21 protein-coding genes are annotated in these 26,581 nt (G+C 71.0%); 10 read left to right on the plus strand and 11 right to left on the minus strand.

Features of this window, described 5'->3' with window-relative positions; genetic code table 11:
* Window positions 1-152: 152 nt before the first annotated feature.
* Both ACPPVT_RS05590 and ACPPVT_RS05595 read left to right on the plus strand, forming a co-directional pair.
* Window positions 153-1,361, plus strand: coding sequence for an acyl-CoA dehydrogenase family protein (locus tag ACPPVT_RS05590; protein WP_426566038.1), 1,209 nt, complete (start codon window positions 153-155; stop codon window positions 1,359-1,361).
* Window positions 1,362-1,398: 37 nt separating this feature from the next.
* Complete coding sequence (locus ACPPVT_RS05595; protein ID WP_426566039.1) at window positions 1,399-1,902, plus strand: general stress protein; 504 nt, start codon at window positions 1,399-1,401, stop codon at window positions 1,900-1,902.
* Window positions 1,903-1,936: 34 nt separating this feature from the next.
* Here the strand turns inward: ACPPVT_RS05595 and ACPPVT_RS05600 are convergent, their stop codons facing one another.
* From ACPPVT_RS05600 to ACPPVT_RS05615, 4 genes are all read right to left on the minus strand, one after another.
* Window positions 1,937-2,305, minus strand: a complete 369-nt coding sequence (locus ACPPVT_RS05600) for a VOC family protein (RefSeq protein WP_426567062.1) — start codon at window positions 2,303-2,305, stop codon at window positions 1,937-1,939.
* A 239-nt stretch (window positions 2,306-2,544) separates the two neighbouring features.
* Entirely contained in the window at window positions 2,545-3,144 is a 600-nt protein-coding gene (locus ACPPVT_RS05605; RefSeq protein WP_426566040.1) for a DUF6636 domain-containing protein, read from the minus strand.
* Between the two features lie 10 nt (window positions 3,145-3,154).
* Window positions 3,155-4,639 carry an aminopeptidase P family protein gene (locus tag ACPPVT_RS05610; RefSeq protein WP_426566041.1) on the minus strand — a complete coding sequence of 495 codons (1,485 nt, stop codon included), beginning with the start codon at window positions 4,637-4,639 and terminating at the stop codon, window positions 3,155-3,157.
* Between the two features lie 37 nt (window positions 4,640-4,676).
* On the minus strand, window positions 4,677-5,561 hold the full coding sequence (locus tag ACPPVT_RS05615; protein WP_426566042.1) for an N-acetyltransferase family protein: 885 nt from the start codon (window positions 5,559-5,561) through the stop codon (window positions 4,677-4,679).
* Between the two features lie 215 nt (window positions 5,562-5,776).
* Between ACPPVT_RS05615 and ACPPVT_RS05620 the strand changes: the two genes are divergently transcribed.
* Together ACPPVT_RS05620 and ACPPVT_RS05625 are read left to right on the plus strand one after the other, a co-directional pair.
* Entirely contained in the window at window positions 5,777-6,397 is a 621-nt protein-coding gene (locus ACPPVT_RS05620; RefSeq protein ID WP_426566043.1) for a LysE family transporter, read from the plus strand.
* 66 nt (window positions 6,398-6,463) lie between these two features.
* A complete protein-coding gene (locus ACPPVT_RS05625) occupies window positions 6,464-8,098 on the plus strand; it encodes a DUF222 domain-containing protein (RefSeq protein ID WP_426566044.1) in 1,635 nt (544 codons plus the stop codon).
* Window positions 8,099-8,115: 17 nt separating this feature from the next.
* Here the strand turns inward: ACPPVT_RS05625 and ACPPVT_RS05630 are convergent, their stop codons facing one another.
* Window positions 8,116-8,604 carry a DUF2505 domain-containing protein gene (locus tag ACPPVT_RS05630; RefSeq protein WP_426566045.1) on the minus strand — a complete coding sequence of 163 codons (489 nt, stop codon included), beginning with the start codon at window positions 8,602-8,604 and terminating at the stop codon, window positions 8,116-8,118.
* 148 nt (window positions 8,605-8,752) lie between these two features.
* Here ACPPVT_RS05630 and ACPPVT_RS05635 point away from each other — a divergent pair, with 148 nt between their 5' ends.
* The gene (locus tag ACPPVT_RS05635) at window positions 8,753-13,654 is read left to right on the plus strand and encodes an NAD-glutamate dehydrogenase (RefSeq protein ID WP_426566046.1); all 4,902 of its coding nucleotides are present in this window, start codon (window positions 8,753-8,755) and stop codon (window positions 13,652-13,654) included.
* Window positions 13,655-13,802: 148 nt separating this feature from the next.
* Here the strand turns inward: ACPPVT_RS05635 and ACPPVT_RS05640 are convergent, their stop codons facing one another.
* Complete coding sequence (locus ACPPVT_RS05640) at window positions 13,803-14,129, minus strand: DMT family transporter (RefSeq protein WP_426566047.1); 327 nt, start codon at window positions 14,127-14,129, stop codon at window positions 13,803-13,805.
* A 175-nt stretch (window positions 14,130-14,304) separates the two neighbouring features.
* On the opposite strand from ACPPVT_RS05640, the gene ACPPVT_RS05645 reads away from it, so the two are divergent.
* Window positions 14,305-15,771 carry a sensor histidine kinase gene (locus tag ACPPVT_RS05645; RefSeq protein ID WP_426567063.1) on the plus strand — a complete coding sequence of 489 codons (1,467 nt, stop codon included), beginning with the start codon at window positions 14,305-14,307 and terminating at the stop codon, window positions 15,769-15,771.
* Between the two features lie 140 nt (window positions 15,772-15,911).
* Here ACPPVT_RS05645 and ACPPVT_RS05650 read toward each other — a convergent pair whose 3' ends face one another.
* Window positions 15,912-16,160 carry a WhiB family transcriptional regulator gene (locus ACPPVT_RS05650; protein WP_426566048.1) on the minus strand — a complete coding sequence of 83 codons (249 nt, stop codon included), beginning with the start codon at window positions 16,158-16,160 and terminating at the stop codon, window positions 15,912-15,914.
* A gap of 296 nt (window positions 16,161-16,456) precedes the next feature.
* Here ACPPVT_RS05650 and ACPPVT_RS05655 point away from each other — a divergent pair, with 296 nt between their 5' ends.
* From ACPPVT_RS05655 to ACPPVT_RS05670, 4 genes are all read left to right on the plus strand, one after another.
* Window positions 16,457-16,879 (plus strand): hypothetical protein, encoded by a 423-nt coding sequence (locus ACPPVT_RS05655; protein ID WP_426566049.1) that lies wholly within the window; start codon window positions 16,457-16,459, stop codon window positions 16,877-16,879.
* Between the two features lie 155 nt (window positions 16,880-17,034).
* On the plus strand, window positions 17,035-18,303 hold the full coding sequence (locus tag ACPPVT_RS05660) for an extracellular solute-binding protein (RefSeq protein ID WP_426566050.1): 1,269 nt from the start codon (window positions 17,035-17,037) through the stop codon (window positions 18,301-18,303).
* A 71-nt stretch (window positions 18,304-18,374) separates the two neighbouring features.
* Window positions 18,375-19,292, plus strand: coding sequence for a carbohydrate ABC transporter permease (locus ACPPVT_RS05665; RefSeq protein WP_426566051.1), 918 nt, complete (start codon window positions 18,375-18,377; stop codon window positions 19,290-19,292).
* On the plus strand, window positions 19,289-20,215 hold the full coding sequence (locus tag ACPPVT_RS05670; protein ID WP_426566052.1) for a carbohydrate ABC transporter permease: 927 nt from the start codon (window positions 19,289-19,291) through the stop codon (window positions 20,213-20,215). Before ACPPVT_RS05665 ends, ACPPVT_RS05670 begins: the two co-directional genes overlap by 4 nt.
* Before the next feature lie 21 nt (window positions 20,216-20,236).
* On the opposite strand, the gene ACPPVT_RS05675 is transcribed toward ACPPVT_RS05670, so the two are convergent.
* From ACPPVT_RS05675 to ACPPVT_RS05690, 4 genes are all read right to left on the minus strand, one after another.
* Window positions 20,237-21,115, minus strand: coding sequence for a SigB/SigF/SigG family RNA polymerase sigma factor (locus ACPPVT_RS05675; RefSeq protein WP_426566053.1), 879 nt, complete (start codon window positions 21,113-21,115; stop codon window positions 20,237-20,239).
* Window positions 21,112-21,537 carry an ATP-binding protein gene (locus ACPPVT_RS05680; protein WP_426566054.1) on the minus strand — a complete coding sequence of 142 codons (426 nt, stop codon included), beginning with the start codon at window positions 21,535-21,537 and terminating at the stop codon, window positions 21,112-21,114. The genes ACPPVT_RS05675 and ACPPVT_RS05680 overlap by 4 nt, the downstream gene beginning before the upstream one ends.
* A gap of 125 nt (window positions 21,538-21,662) precedes the next feature.
* Window positions 21,663-22,196 carry an N-acetyltransferase family protein gene (locus ACPPVT_RS05685; protein ID WP_426566055.1) on the minus strand — a complete coding sequence of 178 codons (534 nt, stop codon included), beginning with the start codon at window positions 22,194-22,196 and terminating at the stop codon, window positions 21,663-21,665.
* Window positions 22,197-22,273: 77 nt separating this feature from the next.
* The gene (locus ACPPVT_RS05690; protein ID WP_426566056.1) at window positions 22,274-26,509 is read right to left on the minus strand and encodes an FtsK/SpoIIIE domain-containing protein; all 4,236 of its coding nucleotides are present in this window, start codon (window positions 26,507-26,509) and stop codon (window positions 22,274-22,276) included.
* Between the last annotated feature and the right edge of the window lie 72 nt (window positions 26,510-26,581).

Here is a 26,581-nt window from a genome sequence, read left to right on the forward strand (position 1 = left end):
CGTCAGGTCAGCGAGGCAGGGCGTCATGTCAGCGAGGCAGGGCGGCGGCCCGCGTGGCCCGGAGCACAGGTGGCGATGGTCACACCGGACGCCGCCCACAGTCGCGGCGCGCCATACTCACCGGTAGCCACCCCGACGAGGAGGAACGAACCGTGGGCCGCCTGCAGCACACCGAAGGACTCAGCGACGACCAGCTCGAGCTGCTGAAGCTGGTGCGCGAGTTCGTCGACGAGCAGGTCATCCCGGTCGCCACCGAGCTCGAGCACAAGGACGAGTACCCCACCGAGATCGTCGAGGGCATGAAGCAGATGGGGATCTTCGGCCTGATGATCCCCGAGGAGTACGGCGGTCTAGGCGAGTCGCTGCTCACCTACGCGCTCACCGTCGAGGAGATCGCCCGCGGCTGGATGAGCGTCAGCGGCATCATCAACACCCACTTCATCGTGGCGCACCTGCTGATCCAGCACGGCACCGAGGAGCAGAAGCAGTGTTACCTGCCGCGGATGGCCACCGGTGAGGTGCGCGGCGCGTTCTCGATGAGCGAGCCCGGCTGTGGCTCAGACGTCAGCGGCATCAAGACCAAGGCCGTCCGCGACGCCTCGGCCGACTCACGCGACTGGACGATCAACGGCCAGAAGATGTGGCTGACCAACGGCGGCACAGCCAACCTGGTCGCCGTGCTCACCAAGACCGACACCGGCGCCGACTCGGTCTACAAGAACATGACGACGTTCCTGGTCGAGAAGGAGCCCGGCTTCGGCGAGACCGCGCCCGGCCTGACGGTGCCCGGCAAGATCGAGAAGATGGGCTATAAGGGCGTCGACACCACCGAGCTGATCTTCGACGGGTACCGGACGACATCCGAGCAGATCCTCGGTGGGGAGCCGGGCAAGGGCTTCTACCAGATGATGGACGGCGTCGAGGTCGGCCGCGTCAACGTCGCGGCCCGCGCGTGCGGCGTCGCGATGCGCGCGTTCGAGCTCGGCACCGCGTACGCGCAGCAGCGCGAGACGTTCGGCAAGAAGATCGCCGAGCACCAGGCCGTGCTCTTCCGGATCGCCGAGATGGCCACCAAGGTCGAGGCCGCCCACCAGATGATGGTGATGGCCGCGCGGACCAAGGACGCCGGCCAGCGCAACGACCTGGAAGCAGGCATGGCCAAGTACCTGGCCAGCGAGTACTGCGCCCAGGTGGTCGAGGACTCCTTCCGCATCCACGGGGGGTTCGGGTACTCCAAGGAGTACGAGATCGAGCGGCTCTACCGAGAGGCCCCGATGCTGCTGATCGGTGAGGGGACCGCGGACATCCAGCGCATGATCATCGGTCGCCGCTTGCTGGAGGACTACAAGTTCCAGGGATGAGAGGCTGAGGGCCTGCCGAAAAGTGAGGACCCTCAAGATGGCCGCTTCGACGCCCCGCGGCGTTCGCCCCTCGCTCGCCCTCGACTTCCCGCAGTCGCTGGGCGTCTTCGACAAGTACGAGGACGCCCAACGCACCGTGGACTACCTGTCGGACCAGCAGTTCGCCGTCCAGAACGTGATGATCGTGGGCACCGACCTGCGGCAGGTGGAGCGGATCACCGGGCGGCTGACGTACGCTCGCGCGGCCATGGCCGGAGCCGCCTCGGGCGCGTGGTTCGGCCTGCTGATCGGCATCCTGCTCAGCCTGTTCAGCACCGGTGGCGACGCCTGGTCGGCGATCCTGACCGGGTTGCTGATCGGGCTGGCGTTCGGCATCGCGTTCGGCGTCGCCGGCTACGCCGCCACCGGCGGCCGCCGCGACTTCACGTCGGTCTCGCAGGTGGTCGCCACCCGGTACGAGGTGCTGGTCGAGCACAAGCTGCTGCTGGAGGCCCAGCAGCTGCTGCAGCAGATGCCGGGACGTCCGCAACAGCCGCTGTGATCTGACCTGCGATCAGCGCCGTGAGCTGAGACCGCTACTCGCGCAACCACAGGCAGAACGGGTGCCCTGCCGGGTCCAGGCACACCCGTACGTCGTCCTGCGGCTGGTACTGCGCGAGCTCGGCCCCGCTGGCCAGGGCATGCTCGAGAGCGCCGTTCAGGTCGTCCACGCCGACCTCGAGGTGCAGCTGCATCTGCTGGTCGCCCTCGAGGGCCGGCCACACCGGCGCGACGTGCGCCTCCTCGAGCTGGCAGCTGATCGCGACCCCTGGCTGGGGCGGCCGCACCACCACCCAGGTCTCGTCGGCGGAGTCCTCGTCGACCGTCCAGCCGAGCAGCCGCTCGTAGAAGCGGGCCAGCACCATGGGCTCGGGTGCGCCCAGGTTGATCGTGGTCAGTGAGATCCCGTGCGGAGCGCTCACGGCAGACCCGGTGCGGGATCGGGGTCCGGGAAGCCCGGGGTGGGCTCAGTGGGGACCGGCAGTGGGGGCTCGGTCGGTCCCGGACCCGGGACCGGCGTGCGCGGGTCCGGGGGGATGGGGCCGGGAGTGGGTCCGGGTGCCGGGGGATCGGGGACGACGGGTTCGCTCATCCGCCTACCATCCCCCGACTCCGGCCACCCGGCCACCCGGCCAGCGCAGGCTCAGCTGACCTTGTAGCTGGCCCTGGCGAGAGTGAACTCGTGCCCGTCGGCCGCCCGGCAACTGATGCCGTCCTTGCTGCTGGCACAGGTGAAGTCGCCGCGAGTGACGGTCTTGCCGTACTTCAGGGCTTTGCCGCCGTCCACGCTGTCGCTGGCGCAGACCAGTCCGGCACGGGAGCCGTCGACGAAGACCCCGACCCCCCAGTCGGCGACGCAGCCGGCCGGCTTGGGTCCGGGCGACCAGTCCTTGCGGGCGATGTCGCAGCGCGCCCCCGCCGAGCTGACTGCGCAGCGGATGTTGCCGGACGGCGAGGCGAACTGGACGACGTCCGCGGCCGCCTGCGGCGGGGTGGACGTCGGCGACGGGCTCTGGCTGCCGGTGTCCGTGCCGGTCGGCGCGGGTTGCGCGGACGTTGTGGACGACGTCCCGGCGGCGGCCGGAGAGCTGCCACCGGAGGGCTGCCCGTCGGCCGGGGCGAACAGTCCCTTGACGCCGAACACCAGCGCCAGCAGGCACAGCCCGCCCAGGGCGCCGACCGCGATGATCGTGGCGGTCCGGCGCCGGTCGCGGGGGACGTCCGGCAAGTGCGGGAGGGTCATCGGGCCACGCTCACGACAGCAGGGACGACATCCACTGCTCAACGTCGTCGGGGGTTCGGGGGAGGGCCGCGGACAGGTTCTCGAAACCGTCCGCGGTGACCAGGACGTCGTCCTCGATGCGAACCCCGACACCGCGCAGCTCGTCGGGCACCAGCTCGTCGTCCGCCTTGAAGTACAGGCCGGGCTCGACGGTCAGGATCATGCCCGGCTTGAGCTCGGCCTCCATGTACTGCTCGCGGCGGGCCTGCGCGCAGTCGTGCACGTCGATGCCGAGGTGGTGGCTGGTGCCGTGCACCATCCAACGGCGGTGGTAGCCGCCCTCCTCGCCGAGGCTGGTCTCCGCGTCGACCGGAAGCAGGCCCCACTCGGCCAGGCGCTCGGCGATCACCTTGATGGCCGCGTCGTGCACGTCCTTGAACGAGTTGCCCGGCTTCACGGCTGCCATGCCGGCCTCCTGCGCATCGAGCACGGCCTGGTAGACCTTGCGCTGCGCCTCGGTGAACCGGCCGTTCACCGGCATGGTGCGGGTGACGTCGGCGGTGTAGAGCGAGTCCACCTCGACGCCGGCGTCCACGAGCAGCAGGTCGCCGTCCTTGATGTCCCCGTCGTTGCGGATCCAGTGCAGGGTGCAGGCGTGGTCGCCGGCCGCCACGATCGACTCGTAGCCGACGCCGTTGCCGGAGTGCCGGGCGACGAGACCGAACTGCCCCTCGACCCAGCGCTCGCCACGGCCCTTGCCGACCGCGTCGGGCAGGCTGCGCACGACGGCCTCGAAGCCCTCGGCGGTGGCCACGCAGGCCAGCCGCATCTGGGCGACCTCCCACTCGTCCTTGGTCAGCCGCAGCTCGGACAGCATCTGCAGCAGCTCGGCGTCCAGCGCCTGGTCGGCCTCGAGCTCGCGCTCGGCGGACTGGCGGCGGGCCTCGTCCAGCACCTCGGTGAGCTCGGCGTCGGCGCCGCGCACGATGCGCACGACCAGGTCGCCGAGGTCCTTCTTGATCGCCTCCGGCAGCTCGTCGAGGTGTCGGACGGCGAGCGCGAGCTCGGCCTCGATCTCCTCCAGACTCGGGCGCACGCCGACCCAGAGCTCGCCGTAGCGGGCGTCGGAGTAGAACTCCTCGGTGTCCCGGCCTGCGCGCGGGCGGAAGTACAGGATTGCCTCGTGGCCACCGCCGTCCTTCGGCTCGAGCACGAGCACGGAGTCCGGCTCGCGGTCCGCGCCCAGACCGGTCAGGTGGGCGAACGCCGAGTGCGGCCGGAAGATGTAGTCGGTGTCGTTGGAGCGGACCTTCAGGCCTCCTGCGGGGACGACGATCCGCTCACCCGGGAAGGCGGCCGAGACCGCGTCGCGGCGTGCCGCCGCGTACGGTGCCGCCTCCGCACGAACGGGCAGGTCGGTCGGTCGCGGCGCCCAGCCCTTGGCGATGAACGCCTTGAACGCCTCGGACGTCGGGCGGGAACGGTGGTCGGTCTTCTTCGGCTGCTCTTCGCTCACCCGCACATGGTGACACCTGGGCGGCGAACAGCGTGAATCAGGACTGCAGGACCATCGCCCGACGGTGCTCCACCGGCTCCAGGCCGTACGACCGGTACGCCGCGACGGCGGCGGTGTTGGTGGCCGGGGTGGCGACCGCGATCCCGCTGGCCCCGGTGGCGACGAGGGCCCGTGCTGCGGCGAGCACGGCACGTCGCCCGTGCCCCTGGCCGCGGTGCTCGCGGTGCGTGCCGACCGGCTCGAGGATGCCGCACCGTCCGGGGCCGGCCGACCAGGCGGTCGCCGAGGCCACCGCGCGCCCGTGCTCGTCATAGGCGACCACGTCGAGGGCCGGGTCGTAGGCCGGACAGGCGAGCAACCGGCGGTACCCGTCCTGGGTGAACGTCGAGTGGTCCCACGACGCGCGCTGGACGTCGACCCTGGCCTGGACGTCGCGGGTCGGGTCCACCGGGCGGGTACCGGCGTCCGTGTTGCCGGCGTCTGTGTTGCCGGCGTCCGTGCTGAGCTCGGCGAACGATAGGTAACCCACCACCCACGGTTCGCCGAGGCGCCAGCCGCATCTGGCCAGCTCGGCGCGCAGCGGCGACCCGGTGTCGACCTCGGCCTCGACCGTGCCGTCCTGGCCGCGACAGCCTGAGGCCTCCAACGCGACCTGTTGAGCCAGCGCCCCGTCGTCCCGGTGATCGGGGGCTGCCCGCCAGCGGACCAGGCCCGGCTCGAAGAGGCCGACGCCGATCACCTCCTCGCCGAGCCGGAGCATGCGAACCGTGCCGTCGACCTCGGCGTCGCACAGCCGCGCGTGCCAGCCCACGTCCCCGGCATGCAGTGCGCCGGCGTAGCCTCCCGGGACCTCCCAGGCGTTGAGCAGGGCGGCGGCCTCGGCCAGGCCCGCGCGACCGGTGCGCTGCCAGCTGGTGTGCACGTCCCGGACGCTAGGCCGTTGGCGAAGTTCCGTCACTGGGGTTTCGGGTCGGCCCGTGAAGTCGACCGCACGGGCCCAAATGCGCTTGGCTCGGCGACGGTTCTAGCCGATCCTCCAGTCATGACCACGTACGCCCACCTGTCGTCCCGCCGCGTCGACTGGTCGGCCGACCGGCAGCAGGTGCGCTCGCGGTCGGCTTCGATGGCTCCAGCCCGATGAGCACGCTGGTCGCCGGCCTGCTCGCCGGCCTGGGGATCGCCATGCCCGTCGGGGCGGTGGGGGTCTACCTGGTGACGCTCGCCGCGCATCGGTCCGTGCGGGTGGCAGCCTGCGCGGCCCTGGGTGTGGCCAGCGCAGACGGCGTCTACGCGGTGGTCGCCGTGGTCGGCGGCCGAGTGGTGGCACAGTGGGCCGAGGCGGTGGCCGGGCCGTTGCAGGTGGTCTCCGTGGTGGCGCTGCTCGCGGTCGGAGTGAAGATCGCGGTCGACGCGATCCGGCTGACCCGGGTGAGCGCCGAGACCGTGCACGCGCCCAGCGACCCGTCCGCGCTGCGGGCCTACTTCTCGCTGCTCGGTCTGACTCTGGCCAACCCCGCCACGATCGTCTACTTCGTGGCGCTGGTGACCGGCAACCGGGCCGGGACGGCGGACGGCGCCGGGCTGGCAGTCGTGTTCGTGGTGGGTGTGTTCGTTGCCTCCGCAGCGTGGCAGCTGACCTTGGTGACGGGTGGGCGGATGCTCGCGGCGATCGCGACGGGGCGACGCGGGCGGCTGGTGACGAGCTTGGCAGGGAGCGCGGTGGTGATCGCCCTCGCGGTGGCGACAGCGTTGGGTTGAGCTAGCGGCATTCGGCCTGTGGATGACGAATGCGGACCTCGCCGGGTTCCACGTAGAATCGAACACATGTTCGAGACCGCCCAACGCGAGCGCCGTCTGCCGGTGCTGCCCGCCGACGCCGACCCCGCGCTGCGCGCGCGGGTCGATCCCGTGTCGGTCGCCGAGGACGAGGCGTGGCTGTGGGCGCTCAGCCACGGCTTCGTCGAGCCGCTGGCCGCCACCGACGCAGTGGCCGAGGCCGTCTCGGGCCTTCGCGGCGACGAGCTCGCCGCGTTCCTGCCGACCCTGCCCGCACCGCCGGGAGTGGACGGCTGGACGGTCATCGAGGCCGTCAAGGGCTACGAGAAGGTGATGCGCTGGGCCGCTGCCCAGCAGCTGCGGTGGATCGCTGAGCTCGCCCGTCGTCGACCGGACGGCCGATCGCGCTGGTCCCGCGGGGATGCTGTCGACCCGCTCGACCCGGCCGAGGGCACGCCGGGGGAGCGGCTGATGGGGCGGGTGGGCCACGACGGTGCTGTCGAGATCGCGTTTGCGCTGGGTGAGTCGACCCGCGTGGCGAAGGACCTGATCTACCAGGCGCTGTGCCTCACCGAGAGGTTGCCGGCCACGCTTGCTGCCCTGTCGGCCGGTGAGGTCTCGCGCCGGGTGGCGGCCGTGGTGGCGGACGAAACCTCCGTGCTCGAGGCGGACGTTGTGGCTGGCCTCGACGAGTCCCTGGCCGAGCGGGTCGCCGGTCGGACGGCGCCCGAGGCGCGGGCGAAGGTTCGACGGGCGGTGGTGGCTGCGGATCCTGGCGCGGCCCGCGCTCGAGAGCAGAAGGCGCGGCGCCAGCGCGGCTTCGAGGTCGAGCGTCAGGTGGTCGACGGAATGGGCACCTTCGGGGGCTACGCGCCGATCGCCGACGTCATGGCCATCGACGCGAGGGTCCGTGAGCTCGCCGACCGAGCCCGCGCCCCTGGCGACGACCGGACGGCGGCTGCCCGTCGGCTGGACGTGGTCACCGACCTGCTTCTCGGCCGCAGTTCGTGCGCCGAGGTTGCCGCTGAGCCCGAGTGGCTCACACAGCCAGTGCAGCCGAACCAGGCACCGCAGTTGCGCGAGGCATCGCAGCCGAGCCAGCCAGCGCAGCCAGCGCAGACAGCGCAGGCAGCGCAGCCAGCGCAGCCAGCCAAGCCTGCCGCGTCGCGGCGATCCGCCAAACCATGGGCGGTAGACGTCGTGGTCTCCCTCGCGACGCTGCTCGGCGGTGACGACGCGGGTGAGCTGCAGGGCTTCGGACCGATCACGGCCGAGACGGCCCGTGAGCTGGCCGGCGACGGTGTGTGGCGCCGGCTGTTGACCGATCCGGTCACCGGGATCGTCACCGACTGCGGCACGCAGCGCTATCGACCACCACCCGGCCTGGCCGATCTGGTCAGGGCCCGCGATCGGGCCTGTCACGCGCCCGGCTGCCGACAACCAGCCGCCAGGTGCGACCTCGACCACGTCCTCGACTCGCCCGCGGGTCCGTCACCCGTGCCGCATCCGCGCGGCGCCACCGCGGACTGGAACCTCGGGCCGCTGTGCAGGACGCATCACACCTGCAAGCCACTCCCGGGTTGGCGGGTGACCTCACCGAGCCCAGGCACGTTCCAGTGGAAGACACCTTCCGGTCACACGTACACCACCGAGCCGGGTCCTCCGCTCGAGCCGCCGTTCTGATGGCTGAGGATCTGCGCTCAGCCGAGCCACTCGTTGCCGATCTCCTGTTCCTTGGCGATCGCGGAGCGGATCGCCGGCTCCGCAGCCTTCTCGACCTTGCCGCCGACCAGCGGGATCGACGCCTTCAGGTCACCGTCCACCCGCTCGGCCGTCCCGGAACCGTCGGCTGCCAGCGCCAGCGTGCCGGTCAGCCGCACCGGTGCGCCCTTGATCTCCACCACCACGGTGCCGGACCTCGCGCCCGTGGCGTCCGCAGCACCCCAGTGGTCCACCCGCATGACCTGCAGGGTCGACCCGACGAACCTGCGCACGAAGTCCGGCAGGTCGTCCGCGGGCAGCGTGCGCGTTGTGGTGATGGTGGCCCCGCCGCCGGCCTCCTCGACGTCCACGCTGCTGTCGATCGCGCCGGTCGCGTCGCAGACCTGGCGCTGGAAGTCCGAGGTCGTGAGCATCGCGAACACGTCCGCCGGCGCGGCCTCGTAACGGATATCGGCGGTGAACTTCACGTCGGCTCCCAGATCTTCGCGGTCGGTCCGGCCACACGCTACGCGAGACGCGCCGACCGGGTCAGCCTGAACCACAGCCCAGCGGTATCGTCGCCACCGGGCACGCAACGGCGCGTGCACCGGGGTCACGACAAAGGTCACGGGAGTCATGGCGCACTCGCCAGCAGGGTCAAGGTCGCAGGTTCTCGAGAAGGCGGCGGCGCTGGCCGACCGATCCCACCAGGACGCGACGTTGGCCTATCTCAGTCGCTACTACCGTCACGTCGCGGACGACGACCTGCTGGCCCGTCGCCCGGAGGACCTGCTCGGGGCGGCCGCCAGCCACCGCGAGCTGGCTCGCAACCGGCCGGTCGGAACGGCGAACGTGCGGGTCTTCACCCCGACAGTCGACGAGCACGGCTGGGCGAGCGGCCACACCGTCGTCGAGATCGTGACCGACGACATGCCCTTCCTGGTGGACTCGGTCCAGGCCGAGCTGTCCCGGCTCGGGCGCGCCATCCATCTCGTCGTCCACCCCGTGCTGATCGTCCGCCGGGATGCCACCGGCCTGCTGCTGGAGCACGTCGAGGGCGTCGCTCCTGGTGACGAGCTGCCATACGACACCGGCCGTGAGTCCTGGATGCACCTGGAGATCGACCGCGACGCCGGTCGTGTCGACGCCGAGTCGTTGACCGCGAGCCTGCGCAGTGTCCTGGACGACGTCCGGGACGCCGTCGAGGACTGGTCGAAGATGCGCGCAACTGCCGTCCGGCTGGCCGGCGAGCTGGTCGAGAGCCCGCCGCAGGGCCTCGACCCCGACGAAGTCCACGAGGCGCAGCGACTGCTGACCTGGCTGTCCGAGGGCAACTTCACGTTCATCGGGTACCGCGAGTACGCACTGGAGACCGAGGACGGCGATGCCGCCCTGCGCGCCACGTCCGGCACCGGCCTAGGCATCCTGCGCTACGACCAGCGCGTCTCGGACAGCTTCGGACGGCTCTCGCCTGAGGTCCGGGCCCGGGCCCGCGACCCGCGGCTGCTCATCCTGACCAAGGCGAACTCCCGCTCGACCGTGCACCGTCCGGCCTACCTGGACTACGTCGGCGTGAAGAAGTTCGACGCCGACGGCAACGTGGTCGGCGAGCGCCGCTTCCTTGGCCTGTTCACCTCGGCGGCCTACACCTGGTCGGTGGTCCAGGTGCCGGTGATCGACTCCAAGGTCGCTCGGGTCCTGCAGCAGTCCGGGTTCAGCCCGCAGAGCCACAGCGGCAAGGACCTGCTCGAGATCCTCGAGACCTACCCGCGCGACGAGCTGTTCCAGACCGACGTCGACGCCCTGTACTTCATTGCCACCAGCGTGCTGCACCTGCAGGAGCGGCGGCGCACGCGGCTGTTCCTGCGTCGCGACGACTACGGCCGTTTCATGTCCTGCCTGATCTACCTGCCCCGCGATCGCTACACCACGCAGATGCGTCTGCGGATGGAAGAGATCCTGCGCGACGCGTTCCACGGCGAGAGCGTCGACTACACCACCCGGGTCTCGGAGTCCGTGCTGGCCCGGTTGCACTTCGTCGTCCGGGTCCCGCGCGGCGCGGCCATCCCCGAGGTCGACGTGGAGGCGCTCGAGGACCGGCTGATCGCCGCCACCCGCACCTGGGACGAGGACTTCGGCGAGTCGCTCCGGGCGGACGTGGGTGAGGCAGACGCCGCGCGGCAGCTTTCGCTGTACGCCAAGGCCTTCCCCGAGGCCTACAAGGAGGACTTCCCGGCTCGGGTGGCGGTCGCCGACCTGCGCCATGTCGACGCCGTGGTCACCGAACCCGCCGGTCACGAACCGTTGATGAACCTGTACCAGGAGCCCGGCCGCCCGCCGAACGAGCGTCGGTTCAAGTTCTACCGCCGCGACCCGCTGTCGCTGACCACGGTCCTGCCGGTGTTCAGCCACCTGGGCTCCGAGGTCGTGGACGAGCGCCCGTACGAGCTCGACCTGGCCGACGGCACCCAGGTGCACGTCTACGACTTCGGCCTGCGCTACGCCGGTGAGGGTGTGGACGGCTGGGTGCGCGACCAGGCCGAGGTCGCCCGCGAGATGTTCCAGGACGCCTTCGCCGCGGTCTGGTCCGGTCGCGCTGAGAGCGACGGCTTCAACGGTCTCGTGCTCGCAGCCGGGCTGACCTGGCGCGAGGTCAGCGTGCTGCGCGCCTATACCAAGTACCTGCGCCAGGCCGGCCTGACCTTCAGCCAGGACTACGTCGAGGCCTGCCTGCTGGCCAACGTCGGCGTCGCCCGCATGCTGGTCCGGCTGTTCGAAGCCCGCTTCGACCCCGACCACTTCGGCGGTACGGCCGACGCGGACGCGCGGGTGGAGACCTGCGCCGCGATCAGCGAAGAGATCGAAGGCGCGCTGGACGACGTCGCCAGCCTCGACCACGACCGCATCCTGCGTGCGCTGCTGGGCGTCGTCCAAGCCACCTTGCGCAGCAGCTACTTCCAGCTGGACGCCGACAGCCAGCCCTACCCGTACCTGGCCTTCAAGCTCGACCCGCACGCGTTGCCGGACCTGCCCGAGCCACGCCCCGCGTTCGAGATGTGGGTCTACTCGCCCAGGGTCGAGGGGGTGCACCTGCGGTTCGGCAAGGTCGCCCGCGGCGGCCTGCGCTGGAGCGACCGGCGCGAGGACTTCCGAACCGAGATCCTCGGCCTGGTCAAGGCGCAGATGGTGAAGAACGCGGTCATCGTGCCAACCGGCGCCAAGGGTGGCTTCGTCGCCAAGCAGCTGCCCGACTCCGGCGACCGCGAGGCCTTCCTGGCCGAGGGCATCGCGTCCTACCGAACGTTCATCTCCGCGCTGCTGGACCTGACCGACAACCTGGCCGGCACCGGCGACAGCGCCGTCGTCGTGGCACCGCAGCGCGTCGTCCGGTACGACGCCGAGGACACCTACCTGGTGGTCGCGGCGGACAAGGGCACAGCGACGTTCAGCGACATCGCGAACGAGGTCGCGACCGACTACGGCTTCTGGCTGGGCGACGCGTTCGCCTCCGGCGGTTCGGCCGGATACGACCACAAGGCGATGGGGATCACCGCGCGCGGTGCCTGGGAGTCGGTGAAGCGACACTTCCGCGAGCTCGACGTGGACACCCAGTCCCAGGACTTCACCGTCGTCGGCGTCGGTGACATGAGCGGTGACGTGTTCGGCAACGGGATGCTGCTGTCCGAGCACATCCGGCTGGTCGCGGCGTTCGACCACCGGCACATCTTCATCGACCCCAGCCCGGACGCGGCGACCTCGTTCGTCGAGCGCCGACGCCTGTTCGACCTGTCGCGCTCGTCCTGGGACGACTACGACCGCACCCTGGTCAGCGAGGGCGGCGGCATCTGGCCGCGCAGCGCCAAGGCGGTCAAGCTCAGCGCGCAGGCGGCGGCCGCGATCGGGCTCGGCCGCGAGGCCACCTCGGTGACCCCTGCCGTGCTGATGCACGCCATCCTCGCTGCGCCGGTGGACCTGCTCTGGAACGGCGGGATCGGCACCTACGTGAAGGCATCCACCGAGTCGAACGGGGACGTCGGCGACCGCGCCAACGACGCGATCCGGGTCAGCGGCAACGAGCTGCGGGTGCGGGTCGTCGGTGAGGGCGGCAACCTCGGCCTGACCCAGCTCGGCCGGATCGAGGCGGCGCTGCACGGCGTGCGGGTGAACACCGACGCCATCGACAACTCGGCCGGAGTGGACACTTCGGACTACGAGGTGAACATCAAGATCCTGCTCAACGCGGTCGTCGCGGACGGCGACCTGACCACCAAGCAGCGCAACGCGCTGCTCGCCGAGATGACCGACGACGTCGCGCACCTGGTGCTGCGCGACAACTACGAGCAGAACGTGCTGCTGGGCAACGCTCGCGAGCAGGCGCACCCGATGCTGCCGGTGCACCAGCGGCTCATCCATGCGCTGTCCCAGCAGGGCGAGCTCAACCGTCGCCTGGAGTTCCTGCCGGACGACGCGGCGATCAACCGCCGGCACGAGGAGGGGCTCGGCCTGAGCTCGCCGGAGTTCTCGGTGCTGGTCGCCTACGCCAAGATCACGCTGGCCGACGAGCTGCTGGCCAGCTCGCTGCCGGATGACCCGTGGTTCGCCTCCACACTGACCGCCTACTTCCCGAAGGCGATCGTCGAGCGCTACGGTGACCGACTCGCCCAGCACCCGCTGCGCCGCGAGATCATCACCACCAAGCTGGTCAACAACCTGGTCAACCGCGGCGGGATCACGTTCGCCTTCCGGGTGCAGGAGGAGACCTCTGCCACCCCGGTGCAGGTGGCGCTGGCCTACGTGGTCGCCCGCGAGGTGTTCGGGCTGCAGGAGTTCGTGGCTGAGGTCGAGGCGCTGGACAACCAGGTGCCGACCCGTGCGCAGACCGCGCTTTACCTGGAGTTCCGCCGTCTGATGGACCGCGCGGTGCGGTGGCTGCTCCAGTCCCGCCCGACGATCACCGACCTGGCGGCTGAGATCGAGCGGTTCGCCAGCGTGGTACGCCCGCTGCGCCCGCAGGTTCCCGAGATGCTCGTCGGCGCCGAGCAGCGTCGCCTGCACCGGCGCACCAAGGAACTGGTCAAGCTCGGTCTGCCGGAGGAGCTCGCCGGCCGGGCCGCCTCGCTGCTGGACGTCTACTCGCTGCTGGACATCGCCGAGATCAGCCACGACACCGGAACGTCGCCGGACGTGGTGGCGCCGATGTACTTCCTGATGTCGGAGCGCTTCCAGGTCGACACCATGCTGAGCCTGATCACCCGGCTGCCGCGCGACGACCGTTGGGACGCGCTGGCCCGCGCCGCCCTCCGCTACGACCTGTACTCCGCGCTGGAGCGGCTGACCGTATCGGTGATCGCCACGACGGACCCCGACCTGCCTGCGTCCGAGCGGATAGGTGCGTGGGACGCCTCGAACCGGGAGAGCCTGGCGCGGGTGCGGGACATGGTCACGGAGGTCAGCCACCTGGATCGCCCCGGCATCGCGGCGCTGTCGGTGGCGCTGCGCGGCCTGCGCGCCGTGGTGCGCAGCAACGCGGCTGGCTAGTGGCTGCCGCCGGTGCTAGTGGCTGCCGCCGGTGCTAGTGGCTGCCGCCGGTGCTAGTGGCTGCCGCCGGTGCTAGTGGCTGCCGCCGGTGCTAGTGGCTGCCGCCGGTGCTAGTGGCTGCCGCCGGTGCTAGTGGCTGCCGCCCGGGCTACTGGCTGCCGCCGGTGCTCACCTGGAGGCCGATCACCCCGACGACGATGACGCCGATCCAGAGCGCCTTGGCCAGGCTGGCCGACTCATCGAAGAACCAGACCCCCAACACGGCGACCGCTGCTGTACCGACCCCCGACCAGATCGCGTACGCGACACCGACCTCGAGGTCCTTGAGAGCCTTGGCGAGCAGCCCGAAGCTGGCCAGGTAGCCGGCGACCACGATGACCGATGGCCAGAGCTTGCTCATCCCGTCGCTGGCCTTCAGGAAGACGGTCGCCACGATCTCGGTGGCGATCGCGGCGAACAGCAGAATCCAGGGCATGCAGCCATCCTGTCGCACCGGCTCGAGCGCTCTGGGCGACACAGTGCTGGTCGGCACGGCCGGAGCGCGACACGGTGCTGCGTGCGATCCTGCGTGCGGCCCTGCATCCGATCCTGCGTGCGATCCTGCGTCCGGCCCTGAATTCGATCCTGCGTAGGCTCAACCCGTGCCGTCGATGACCGACCTCGTGCATGAGCGGACCGACCTCGGCGACGCCGATGTCGAGTGGTTGCGCCTGCTCGTCGGGGACTGGCAGCTGCTGTCCGACCTGTCCTTCGCTGACCTCGTGCTGTGGGTGGCCGTCCCGCAAGGTTGGCTCGCGGTCGCGCACGCCCGGCCCACCACCGGAGCGACCGCGTTCGTGGACGACGTGGTCGGTCAGGGCGCGGGGCACGGTCGTCGTCCGCAGCTGGACCGGGCGGCCGCCGAGCAGCGGATCTGCCGCGAGCGCGACCCCGACTGGCGCGACGACGTCCCGATGCGCGAGGAGACCATCCCGGTCGTGCGGGCCGGGCGCGTCATCGCGGTGATCGCCCGGCACACGAACCTGTCCACGATGCGCACCCCCAGCCGGCTGGAGCTCACCTACCTCGCCTGCGCCGACGCGCTCGCCACCATGGTCACCTCGGGGGCGTTCCCGGTGGCCGGCGCCCCGACCGGTATGCGGCGCGGCGCCCCCCGGGTCGGTGACGGGCTGCTCAGGCTGGACGTCGAGGGGCGCGTCACCTACGCCAGTCCCAACGCCGTGTCCGCCTTCCACCGGCTCGGCCACGATCGAGAGCTGCTCGGGCAGTCGCTGGCCGAGGTCACCACGTCGCTGCTGCGCGGCCGCACCCAAGTGGATGAGGGACTGTCCTTGGTGGTCACCGGCAAGGCGCCCTGGCGGGCTGACCTCGAGGCCTCCGGGGCGACGCTCAGCGTGCGAGCGATCCCGCTGCAGGTGGACGGCGAGCGCATCGGAGCGCTGCTGCTGGCCCGTGACGTGTCTGAGCTGCGCCGTCGCGAGCGCCAGCTGCTGAGCAAGGACGCCACCATCCGCGAGATCCACCACCGGGTGAAGAACAACCTGCAGACCGTCGCTGCCCTGCTGCGCCTGCAGTCGCGCCGGGTGGAGGACGCCGCCGCTCGGACGGCGCTGTCCCGGGCCGAGCGGCGGGTGGCCGCGATCGCCACCGTGCACGAAACGCTGAGCACGGGGTACGACGAGACGGTCGACTTCGACGAGGTGGCGCTGCGCGGACTGTCTGCGCTGGTGGAGGTGGCCCGCCCGAGCGGGGAAGTGCGCACCACACACGAAGGGGCGTTCGGCCGGTTGCGGGCCGAGGACGCGACGGCGCTCTCGCTGGTGCTCACCGAGCTGGTGGCCAACGCGGTCGAGCACGGCTTCGCCGGCCGGGACGGTGTGGTGACCGTCCGCGCGGACCGCACCGGGTCCGGTCGGCAGGACCGGCTCGTCGTGCTGGTCACCGACGACGGCCTGGGGCTGCCGGACGACCGCGAGGGCCTGGCCCAGGACGGGCTCGGCACCCAGATCGTCAAGGCGCTGGTCGCCGAGCTGGGCGGCACCATCACCTGGTCGGCGCGTGAGGGAGGCGGAACGCAGGTCCGGCTCGACCTGGCCCCGCGGCCGCTCGACGACTGAGTCTGGGAGAGGGGCTGGACTCGGGCCTGGACCAGCGAGCTGGACTCGCGGCTGGACCAGCGAGCTGGACTCGGGGGCATGACAACGCCCCGGTCGGCTGACCGGGGCGTCGGTGGTTCTCGGGTTGGTCGTCCTGCGGATCAGACGGCCCGTCGAGCCCGCGCGTTGCGTCGCTTCAGTGCCCGACGCTCGTCTTCGGAAAGGCCGCCCCAGACCCCGGCGTCCTGCCCGGACTCCAGCGCCCACTGCAGGCAGACGTCCTTGACCGGGCAGCGACGGCAGACGGCCTTCGCTTCCTCGATCTGCAGCAGGGCGGGTCCGGTGTTTCCGATCGGAAAGAACAGCTCGGGATCCTCGTCCAGGCAGGCAGCGCGGTGGCGCCAGTCCATGGGGATCGTTCTCCTGTCATGTTGCGTCGCTGTGGGCGCCACGACCGGGGGTGCCCGGGTGGCGCGGGTTTATCTTGGCTGCTCGAGGTCGCCTTGTGAAGGACTTCACGAGCGCCCGTGTCGCACGAGACTCACTTCCCGCCGACCAAGCCTCACATCCCGCTCGCCCGCGCACAAGAGGTATCCGTGATCATCCTGTGATGAGCGGTGAGGGCTTGGTCACACAGCGTTCGCGTAGGGCGCCGTTCGGAAAGGGACGAAGAGAGCCTGTCCGGTCAGCACGCTAGCGTTGCGCCGTGTCGAGCGACGAGAACCCCGGCGTGGGCGACGACCCTGGTGCGCGCGGTGACGCACGCGCCGACGTGCTGTTCTGGCGCCGGCTGGCCAGCCTGCTGATGGGCCTGCAGGCGCTCGCCCTGGGCGCGGTGGCGCTGTGGGCGCTGGCGCTGCTGGTCATCGGGGGATCCAGCACGGTGCAGAACGATGCTCTGCTGGGCATCCTGCTGGCCGTCGGCGCCCTGGGCGTCGGGTTCGTGGCGCGCGAGTTGTTGCGCGGGCACTCCCGGGTGCGGACCGCCGCGCTGTTCTGGCAGGTCCTGCTCCTGCTGCTGGTGCCGAGCATCTGGCACGCGGGCAACCAGGTGCTGGCCGTCGGCGTGCTGGTGCTGGCGGTGGCTACCGGGGTGACCGTCGTGGCCGCCACCAGTAGCAGAGCGTGAGCGCTCGCTCCCTCGCAGTAGGTCCCATTTCGGGCTAGGTTCGGAAACACCTGACAAACCACCGCGAACCCCCTTGACGGCTCGCGTTATTTGATTGTAAACCTTACAAACATATTTTCCACGGCCTCGTCCTGACCACGGCAAGGGAGCTGAGAATGGCCCGACTGAAGCGAGTCGTCGTCCTCGTCTGTGCTGGATCCGCAGCGGTGGCACTGGCCGCCTGCGGCGGCGGTACCGGTGCCTCGAGCAACGACGCAGACAGCAAGGGCGGTGCCGCGAAGTCGATCAAGCTCGTCGCGGCGGAGTACTCCGCGAGCAACACCAAGGCCTTCTGGGACAAGTTCGCGGCGGACTACAAGAAGAAGACGGGCACGACCCTCGACGTCCAGGTGGTCAGCTGGACGGACATCGACCAGCAGTCCAGCACGATGATCCAGAACGGCAACCCGCCCGACATCCTCAACCTCAACGTCTACGCCAGCTATGCCAAGGACAGCCTGCTCTACTCAGCCGACGACGTGCTGTCCTCCGGGGTCAAGGACGACCTGATCCCGGCCTTCGTGAAGTCCGGGACGTACGACGGCAAGCTCTACGGCATGCCGGACCTCTCCTCGGCGCGCGCGCTGTTCTACAACAAGGCGCTGTTCAAGCAGGCCGGCATCGCCGAGCCGCCGAAGACCTGGGCCGAGTTCGAGGACGACGCCAAGAAGGTCACCGCCCTCGGTGGCGGCAACGTCGGCTACGCGATGCCGCTCGGGCCGGAGGAGTCCCAGGCCGAGTTCTCGATCTGGCTGGTGAACAACGGCGGCGACTGGAAGACCGACGGCAAGTGGAGCATCAACTCGCCGAAGAACGTCGAGACGCTGAACTTCATGAAGAAGCTCGCCGTCACCGACAAGGTCACCCAGAACAACCCCGGCAAGACCAACCGCACGGACGGCGCCTTCGCCCTGTTCGGGTCCGGCAAGGCCGGCATGGTCGTCGGCTTCTCGCCGCTGTCCGCCCAGCTCGACAAGGAGAAGAAGGTCGACTACGGCATCGCGCCGATGCCGACCAGTGACGGCAGCACGCCGCAGACGTACGGCGTCACCGACTACCTGATGGCCTTCAAGAAGAAGGGCAACGAGGACGCGGTGAAGGCCTTCTACGACCTCTACTACCAGCCGGACCAGGTGAACGCGTTCATCAAGGCCGAGGGCTTCCTGCCGGTGACCAAGACGGGCCTGACCCAGTTCGGCGCCGAGAAAGCGCTCGCGGTCTACCTGCAGACGCTGCCGAACGCGCACCTGACGCCGACCGACGACCCGGGCTGGGACAAGGTCAAGCTCGCCGTCCAGCAGAACCTCGGCGCCGCGGTGGCGCCGAACGGCAACCCGCAGAAGGTGCTGGACACCTTGCAGCAGCAGGCCGAGTCCGGAAGCTGAGCGTGAGCTCGAGCACGCTGGCGGAGGCTGGTTCGTCGGGGTCGGCGGGGTCGGCGGGGTCGGCGGGGTCGGTGGCAGGCCGACCCCGCGGGCGCCGGCGCCGCGAGCGAGCCTCCGGCTGGGAGGCGCTGGTCTGGCTCGGCCCCGCGCTGCTGCTCATCGCGGGCGTCGTGGTGTTCCCGGCGATCGCGCTGGCACGAGCGTCGTTCAGCGAGTACTCCATCACCGGTCTGCGCAAGGGACCGGCGGGGCTGGACAACTACCGGCACGTGCTGGAGCACCCCGCGCTGGGGACGGTGCTGCGCACCACCGCGATCTGGGTGGTGGCGGTCGTCGTCCTGACGATGGTGATCAGCCTCGCGCTGGCGCAGTTCCTGTCCAAGGAGTTCGTCGGACGGCGCTACGTGCGTTGCGCGCTGATCGTGCCCTGGGCGGCCTCGCTGATCATCACGGCCCGGCTGTTCACCCTGCTGCTGGACTACTACCACGGCATCGTCAACACGGTCCTGGTCGCGCTGCCCTTCGTCGACCACCCGGTGGACTTCCTCGGTGACGACCGGTTCACCCTGGCGTCCATCGTGGCAGTTGGTGTCTTCGTGTCGGTGCCGTTCGTGACGTACGTGCTGCTGGCCGGCCTGAACGGCATCCCGAACGAGGTCTACGAGGCCGCGCGGATCGACGGCGCCGGCCCGTGGCAGGTCTACCGGCGGATCACCCTGCCGCTGCTCGCTCCAGCGCTGTCGGTCTCGACGGTGCTGAGCATCATCTACGTCTTCAACTCGTTCCCGGTCGTGTACACCTTGAACGACCGCAACCCCGGCTTCGCGCACGACACGTCGATCACGTTCATGTACAAGCTCGCCTTCAAGAGCGCGGACAAGGACGTCGGGATGTCGGCCGCCGCCGGGGTGTTCAACGTGCTGCTCATCCTGGGCGCGGTGGCCGTGTACCTGCGGGTGACCCGCACGAGCGAGGGGGAGCGGGCGTGAGCGCGGCCACAACCAGTCGCGCCGGAGATGCAACTGCGGCGTCTAGGCCAGGCTCGGCGTCGTCGACGAGCGCTGCGCGCCGTCGTGTCGGGCGGTCGGGCTGGCGGCGGGCGCGGCCGTTCGTGCTGCCCTTGGTCGGGGTGCTGGTCGGCCTTTTCTTCCTGTGGCCGTACCTCGTGATGCTGCTCGATGCGTTGCGGCCCAGTGCCGACGTGCTGCAGTCGCCGGCCACCTTCCTGCCCCGGCAGTGGCAGTGGAACACGTTCGGCACGGTGTTGTCGGACACCAGGTTCCTGGCTTGGCTGCGCACCTCGGTCGTGGTGGCGACCGCCGCTACCGCCGTGGTGCTGGTCGTCTCCGTGCCAGCCGCGTACTTCACCGGTCGCGCCCGCTTCCCCGGCCGGCGCACGTTCCTGCTGGTCGTGCTGGTCACCCAGATGTTCAGCCCGACGGCACTGGTCGTCGGGCTGTATCGCGAGTTCTTCCAGCTGAACCTGGTCAACACCTACCTGGCGATCATCCTGACAAACGCGGCGTTCAACCTGGCGTTCGCGATCTGGATCCTGCAGGCGTTCTTCGGGTCGATCCCGACCGAGGTGGAGGAGGCCGCCGAGCTGGACGGCTGCGGCCGGTTCGGGACGATGTGGCGGATCATGCTGCCGCTCACCCGACCCGGAATCGTCACCGCGGTGATCTTCACCTTCATCGCCGCGTGGAACGAGTACGTCGTCGCGCTGACCTTGATGCAGGACGACGCGAAGAAGCCGCTGACCGTTGGGATCAGCAGCTACGTGACCGGGTACGAGCAGCACTGGGACCAGCTGTTCGCGGCGTCGCTGATCGCGGTGATCCCCGTGGTGGTGCTGTTCGCGATGATCGAGAAGCACCTGGTGGGCGGGCTGACCGCGGGGTCCGTGAAGTAGCTCGGGCTGGCTCGCCGCTGCTCAGCCGAGGTCTTCCAGCGCGTGCCGCAGATCGTCGATGGTGCGGGACAGCAGCCGGGAGACGTGCATCTGCGAGATGCCCAGCTCATCGGCGATCTCGCTCTGGGTCAGGCCGCGGAAGAAGCGCAACACCAGGATCCGCTTCTCTCGGGCCGGCAGCTGGTGCAGCAGCGGGCGCAGCGACTCGCGGTCGACCACGTCCTCCAGGGCGGTGTCGACCAGCGCGACGCTGCTGCTGACGTTGTCCAGCGGGCTCTCCAGGGGGACCGTGCTGTAGGCCTGCTGGGCCTCGAGTGCCTCGATGGCGTCCTCCTGGCCGATGCCGAGGTGCTCGGCCAGCTCGGTGACGGTGGGTGCGCGTTCCAGGGACTGGGTCAGCTCGGCTCGTGCCCGCTCCAGCTGGGTCTGTAGCTCCTGCAGCCGCCGGGGCACCCGCACCGCCCAGCCGCGGTCGCGGAAGTGCCGCTTGATCTCGCCCAGAATCGTCGGCGTGGCGAAGGTGGCGAGCTCGGCGCCGCGCTGCGGGTCGAATCGATCGACGGCGTTGATCAGCCCGATGGTGCCGACCTGGACGAGGTCGTCCAGCGGCTCGCCGAGGTTGCGGTAGCGCTGGGCCAGGTAGCGCACCAGGGGCAGGTGCTCCTCGACGACCCGGGCGCGCAGCACGGCGCGCTGCGGGTCGTCCGGCGCGAGGGCGGCGAGCTGGGCCAGGGTCTGGCTGGGCGCCTGGCGCTGGGCAGGCGGCTGGGCGGGCGGCTGGGCGGGCGGCTGGGCGGGCGGCTGGGCGGGCGGCTGGGCATAGGACTGCGTGGGGGACTGCGCCGCTGGTTGGGGCTGCGTGGGCGGCTGAGCCGTCTGCCGTGCGCCGATCACGGTCATGTCCACTGTCCCCCGCTGGCCCGGACGACGAGGCGGATCCAGGTGCGGCAGACGCCGTCGACGTCCTCGTGCCCGGACTCCAGTGAGTCGACCAGAGCGGAAAGTACGGCCCACGCGTACGCGGTGTGCTCGGGCAGCTCGACGTCCGGGCCAGTGACGTCCACGGTCAGTGCCCCCTCGCCGAGGGTGAAGACGCACTCGAGGTGGTCCGGCGGGGCGTCGGCCGGACGGCGGATCAGCAGGGTGCACGCCTCGTCGATGGCGATGCGCAGGTCCTCGATGCGGTCGAGCGTGAGGTCGAACCGTGCGGCCAGGCCGGCCGTCGCGGTCCGGACCACGGCCACGTAGGCGGCGCTGGCCGGGACCTCCAGCTCGACGACGTCCGGCGAGCCAGCCGGCCCCTCGTAGGCCGATCGGGTCATCGCGGACACGTGGCCACCAGATTCGGGCCGTCTGCGGATCGGGGCGGACACTGCACAGCACCATCCTGACGCGCCATCGGTGACCCGTCTACGCGAACCTCGAGACTCGCGCCGACCACCGCTCGTCAGGCCCGGTCGGCGAGGTTCTGCAGGGCATCGCCGTCGATCCGGAAAACGGTCCACTCGTCCTGCCCGACGGCGCCCAAGGACTCGTAGAAGCCGATCGCGGGCTCGTTCCAGTCGAGCACCCACCACTCCAGCCGCGGGTACTTGCGGTCCGTGCAGATCTTCGCGAGCTCGGTCAGGAACTGCCGCCCGAGGCCCTGCCCGCGCACCTGCGGCTGGACGAACAGGTCCTCCAGCCAGATGCCGTGCCGGCTGGTCCAGGTGGAGAACGTGACGTACCAGACCGCCATGCCGACCAGTCGCTTCGAGCCGTCCTCGTCGGTGACCTCGGCGACCAGGGCGGACGCCCCTGGCGCCCCGTCGGCCGGGAACAGGGACGCCCGCAGGTGCTCCTCGGTGGACTGCACGTGGTGCAGCGACTTCTCGTACTCGGCGAGCTCCTTGATCAGCCGCAGGATGTCCAGGACGTCGGCCTCGACCGCCTCACGGATCACTGCGCGGGCGGCTTGCGGTGAGGTCTGGTCCGGCGACATGGGGTGACCGTAGCCCTAGCGGTATCTGCACTGTTCGTCGGCCATCGCCACTCATTCGGCTGCCCGCGCACGAGTGCTCAGCACGCGATCTGGACGACGGTGGCCTGGCCGCGCAGCACGAGCAGGCCGCGACCGGGAACGCACTGGTCGACCGGGTCGGCGTGGACGCCGAGCGGCTCGCCGTCGTGCGCGTGCCGTGGCTGGAGCAGGACACCGGTGCGCTGCCGGTGCGCGCTGGCGACCAGCGCGCTCGACGGGCTGCGCACGCCGCTGCGGCGGACGGACCAGACCAGGCAGGGACCGCCGAGCCCCATCGCGAGCTGGTCGATCGCCGAGGCCAGTCCCGCGTGGTGCTGCAGGTCTTCTGCGTCGTCCACCAGCAGGAAGTCGGTCTCGAGCACCGAGCTGACTTGCGAGCTGACTTGCGAGCCGACTTGCGAGCCGAGCGCTCGCGCGCCATCGAGCGCCAGGATCGGCCACGGCCCCGCCAGCAGCGGGCTTTCGCCGGAGCCCACGGCGGTCACCCGCTGTCCGCGTTCGTGCAGCTGCCGGGCGATCGTGGCCAGCGTCTGGGAGCGGCCGCTGCCACCGGGCCCGTGGACGAGAACACGGCGATGCCGGTCCAGGTCGAGCCGGATCAGCCCGGCCTCGTCGCCACCGAGCCCGAGCACGACGGAGCTGTCGACCGGACCCGATCTGGTGGGCTGCGGCTCGCGCGGAGGTTCGATCAGGCGCAGCTCCACTTTGGCCGGCAGCGCCCTGAGCCGCACCGGCTGGCCGAGGGCACACTCGGGCTCCGCCTCGGCTGCGGCGTGCTCGGTCACCGTCAGCCGTCGGTGCACCTGGTCGGCGTCCCCTGGCCAGGCCAGCTGGATCACGTCTCCCGAAGGCAGGTGGACGGCTCGGCCGGGAGGCTGGTGCAACGGGCCGGCCTGGGCAGGTAACCCGGCCAATAGCAGGTCGCTTGGGTCGGTCGGGCGCAGCAGCAGCCGCTCTCCTACCAACGACGCCAAGCGGGACAGGAGCACGCCTCGGCCGCCTGCGACGACGAGTCGCAGCCCAGCCTGCTCACCGTCGCGGACGAGCGTGAGCAGCTCATCCAGACCTCGACCGTGGTCGACCTGTTCCAGTGCCTCGGCCAGCGCCTCCCAGCCGTCCACCACGAGCACCGTGCCCGGCGGTCGGTCCGGCCGCCCACTCGTCTGGCGCAGCCGATCCGCCAGCACCGACACCAGCCTGCGGACGGCGAGCGGCTGGTCCCCGGACAGCACCGTGCCCAGCGCGCGACGTCCGGACTCGACCGCGGGGGCGAGCGCGCGGGTCAGTGCTCCGCCTGCGGCATCGACCACGTGCACGTGGCGCTGGTGGCTGCCGGTGTCTTCGAGCAGTCCGCGCAGCACGGTCAGCAGGGCGCTGGTGCGACCAGTGCGCGGCGCGCCGCTGATCGCCAGGTGTGAGGCGCACCGCGGGTCCCAGCGGGCGAGCTCCTGTCGGCCCTGGGCAGGGCGGTCGACCAGGCCGAGGGCCACGCCCGACGCTGCGGCAGTGCCCGGGAGGAACGACGGCGCGTCTACGAGCCCGTCGAGCGGCAGCAGGTCAGGCAGCGGTGCGAGCCACGGACTCGGCGGCGGCTGCGCAGCCACCGCGTCAGTCGCGGACCGGACGGCCCGCACCAGTTCGGCCAGCCGGTCGGTCCGGTCCTCGATGGGCACCCGTTGGCCGGCCAGCAGCACCATCGGCAGGTCCGGCCGTGACTCGCACGGCGCGCCGCCGGCGAGTGCGGCCTGGAACGCGGTCAGCGGTCCCGACCCGCTGCGCAGCAGGGCGCGCCCAGGCGAGGCGTCGGGCAGCGAAGCGGCGTCGGGTGCGTCGAGCACGTCCTCGGAGTCCACCCGGTCGCGGACCCGAAGGCAGATCCGCAGGTTCACGTTGGCCCGAATGTCGGCTGACACGATGCCGGCCGGACGTTGGGTGGCCAACATCAGGTGGACGCCGAGCGAGCGGCCGACGGCGGCGAGCCTGACCAGGCCTTCGAGGAAGTCCGGCAGCTCCTTGGCCAGCAGCCGGAACTCGTCGATGACCAGCACCAGCCTGGCCAGTCGGGCTCGCCCAGGCTCGGCGTCGGACCACCGCTGGTACTCGCCGAGGTCTGCGACGCCGACCTCGGCCAACAGGCGCTCGCGACGGGTCAGCTCGGCCTGCAGCGCGGTGAGCGCTCGCCCGGCGAGGTGCGCATCCAGGTCGGTCACCAGTCCGACGACGTGAGGCAGGCCCCAACAGCGCTGGAACGCGGCACCGCCCTTGTAGTCGACCAGCACGAAGCAGAGCTCGTCGGGGCGGTTGCCAAGGGCGAGTGACGTGACCATGGTCAGCAGCAGCTCGGACTTGCCGGCGCCGGTCGTGCCTGCGACCAGCACGTGTGGGCCGTCGCGCACCAGGTCGACCTCGGCCGCGCCATCCGCCCCGGCTCCGAGCACCACGCGAGTCGAGCGCGGTTCGTGCAGCCAGCATTCGGCCAGCCCGGACGCGGACAGGCGACGATCGTCCACCAGCTCCGGCAGTCCGATCGTCGCCGGCAGTGAGCCGGCGCCATCCGCCTCGGGCGTGGCATCGCGCAGCGGCGCGAGCGCCCTGGCCAGCTCGTCGGCCCAGGCGCCCGCGACGCCGTCGAGGTGCAGGTCGTCGATGCTGTCGCTGTCCTGACGGCGCACGGTCGCGGGGCCGCTGGCCGGCACCAGCACGTTCGCGCCGCACGAGCTCGGCAGCTGCACCGGGTGCAGGGTCAGGCAGACAAGGTGCACGCCGACGTCCGGGCCGTGTCGCAGGGTCATCGCGAGGAGGCCGGTGCTGGACGTTTGCCGCTCGTCGAGGAGCACCACCAGCCGGGGGACCGGCTGGCTGACGCCCTTGCCGGTGACCGTGGCCTGCGCCCAGCGCCGTGCGACCTCGTCCTCGAGTGCGGCCGCCCCCAACGACCGCCCATGCGGGAGCCACCTTGTCCACCCCCAGGCCTGGTCGTCGGACAGCACCACCAGCTGCACGGCCCGCGGAGTGCAGCGGGTGGTGAGCTGCCCGAGCAGATAGCGGGCGGCGGCATCCACCCGGCCTGTGTCACCGGTGAGCCCGAAATGACCGACGTCGTCGAGCCTGAGCGTGAACGGCGTATCTGCCAGCCACTCCTGACCCGATCCGCCCTCAATCGCGCCCGGGGATGTGCTGACCGAGACGGCCGAACGTGCCCTGGCCGCGCCCAGGCACACCTCGAGCAGGTCGTCGTCGCCATCGCAGCGTTCCCAGAGCCGGCGCGTCGCCCTGGCGGCTGTGCTCGTCAGCTCGGCCGCATCGCCCGAGCGTCGGCGCCTGAGCTCGAGCTCGGCGGCCAGCGCCTCAGCCGTAGCGCTCGCGGCCGCCTGGTCGCGCTGGCGCCACTGCCGTCCGGACTCGCGTTCGCGGCGCCGTCGGCCGCGTCGCTCGACCACGGTGGTGGCGATCATCGCGACCGGTCCGATCAGCCCGAACGCGAGGTACGTGGGCTGACCCAGGAGCAGCGCGACGGGTACGCACAGCACGAGTGGCACCAAGGCGGCGACCCAAGGGACGCGGGCAGGCGCTTCGTCCGGCGGCGCAGCGGGACGCACGATCCGAACCGGTTGCACGGCAGGCAGTTCGCGGGGCGCCCGACTCAGCACGATGCCGCCCCGACCGTCGGGCCGCGTGGAGGCCAGCGGCTGGTCGTCGACCCGGACCAGGAGGGTGGACGCGCCGGCGACGAGTCGCTGCCCGATCCGCAGCGTCGTCCCCGCGGCCTCCACACGCCGCGACCCGACGCGCGTGCCGTTGGTGGAGCCGAGGTCGTGCAACAGTGCGCCGTCCGGGCCGACCGTGATCGACAGGTGGCGCCGCGACATCGCCGGATCGTGCACCGTCAGCGTCACGTCGGGGCCGCGCCCGACGGAGTGCGTGCCGGGTCGTAGCGGCAGCCGCAGCCCGGCGTCCGGTCCGGCGACGACGCAGAGCCAGAGCACGCCGGCGACCCGGCCAGCGGGTTGGGCGCCGTCGTCCGTTGCCGGTCCGCGGCTCGCCGGGAGCGCGACGAGCAACGCGCCGTCCACCAGCGGAGGAAGGCCAAGCGGTTGACCGGGGCGCAGCCGCCGGCCGTCGGCGGCCAGCTCGAGCCCGGTCGGCAACTTGCAGCGGGCGAGCACCTGGTCGGCCAGGTCCGAGAGCACGGCGCCGGATGGCGCGTACAGGTCGAGGTCTACCGACGTCGCCGGATGGCAGCCGTCGATCACGGTGCAGCGCAACGGAATCACGCGGACCAGTCTGCCGGGTGCGTCGACCCGACCGGAGAAGTTGTCCACAGGGCCGGTCTGACGCGCCCAAGG

This window comes from Angustibacter sp. McL0619 (assembly GCF_049994355.1).
Classification (GTDB): domain Bacteria; phylum Actinomycetota; class Actinomycetes; order Actinomycetales; family Angustibacteraceae; genus Angustibacter.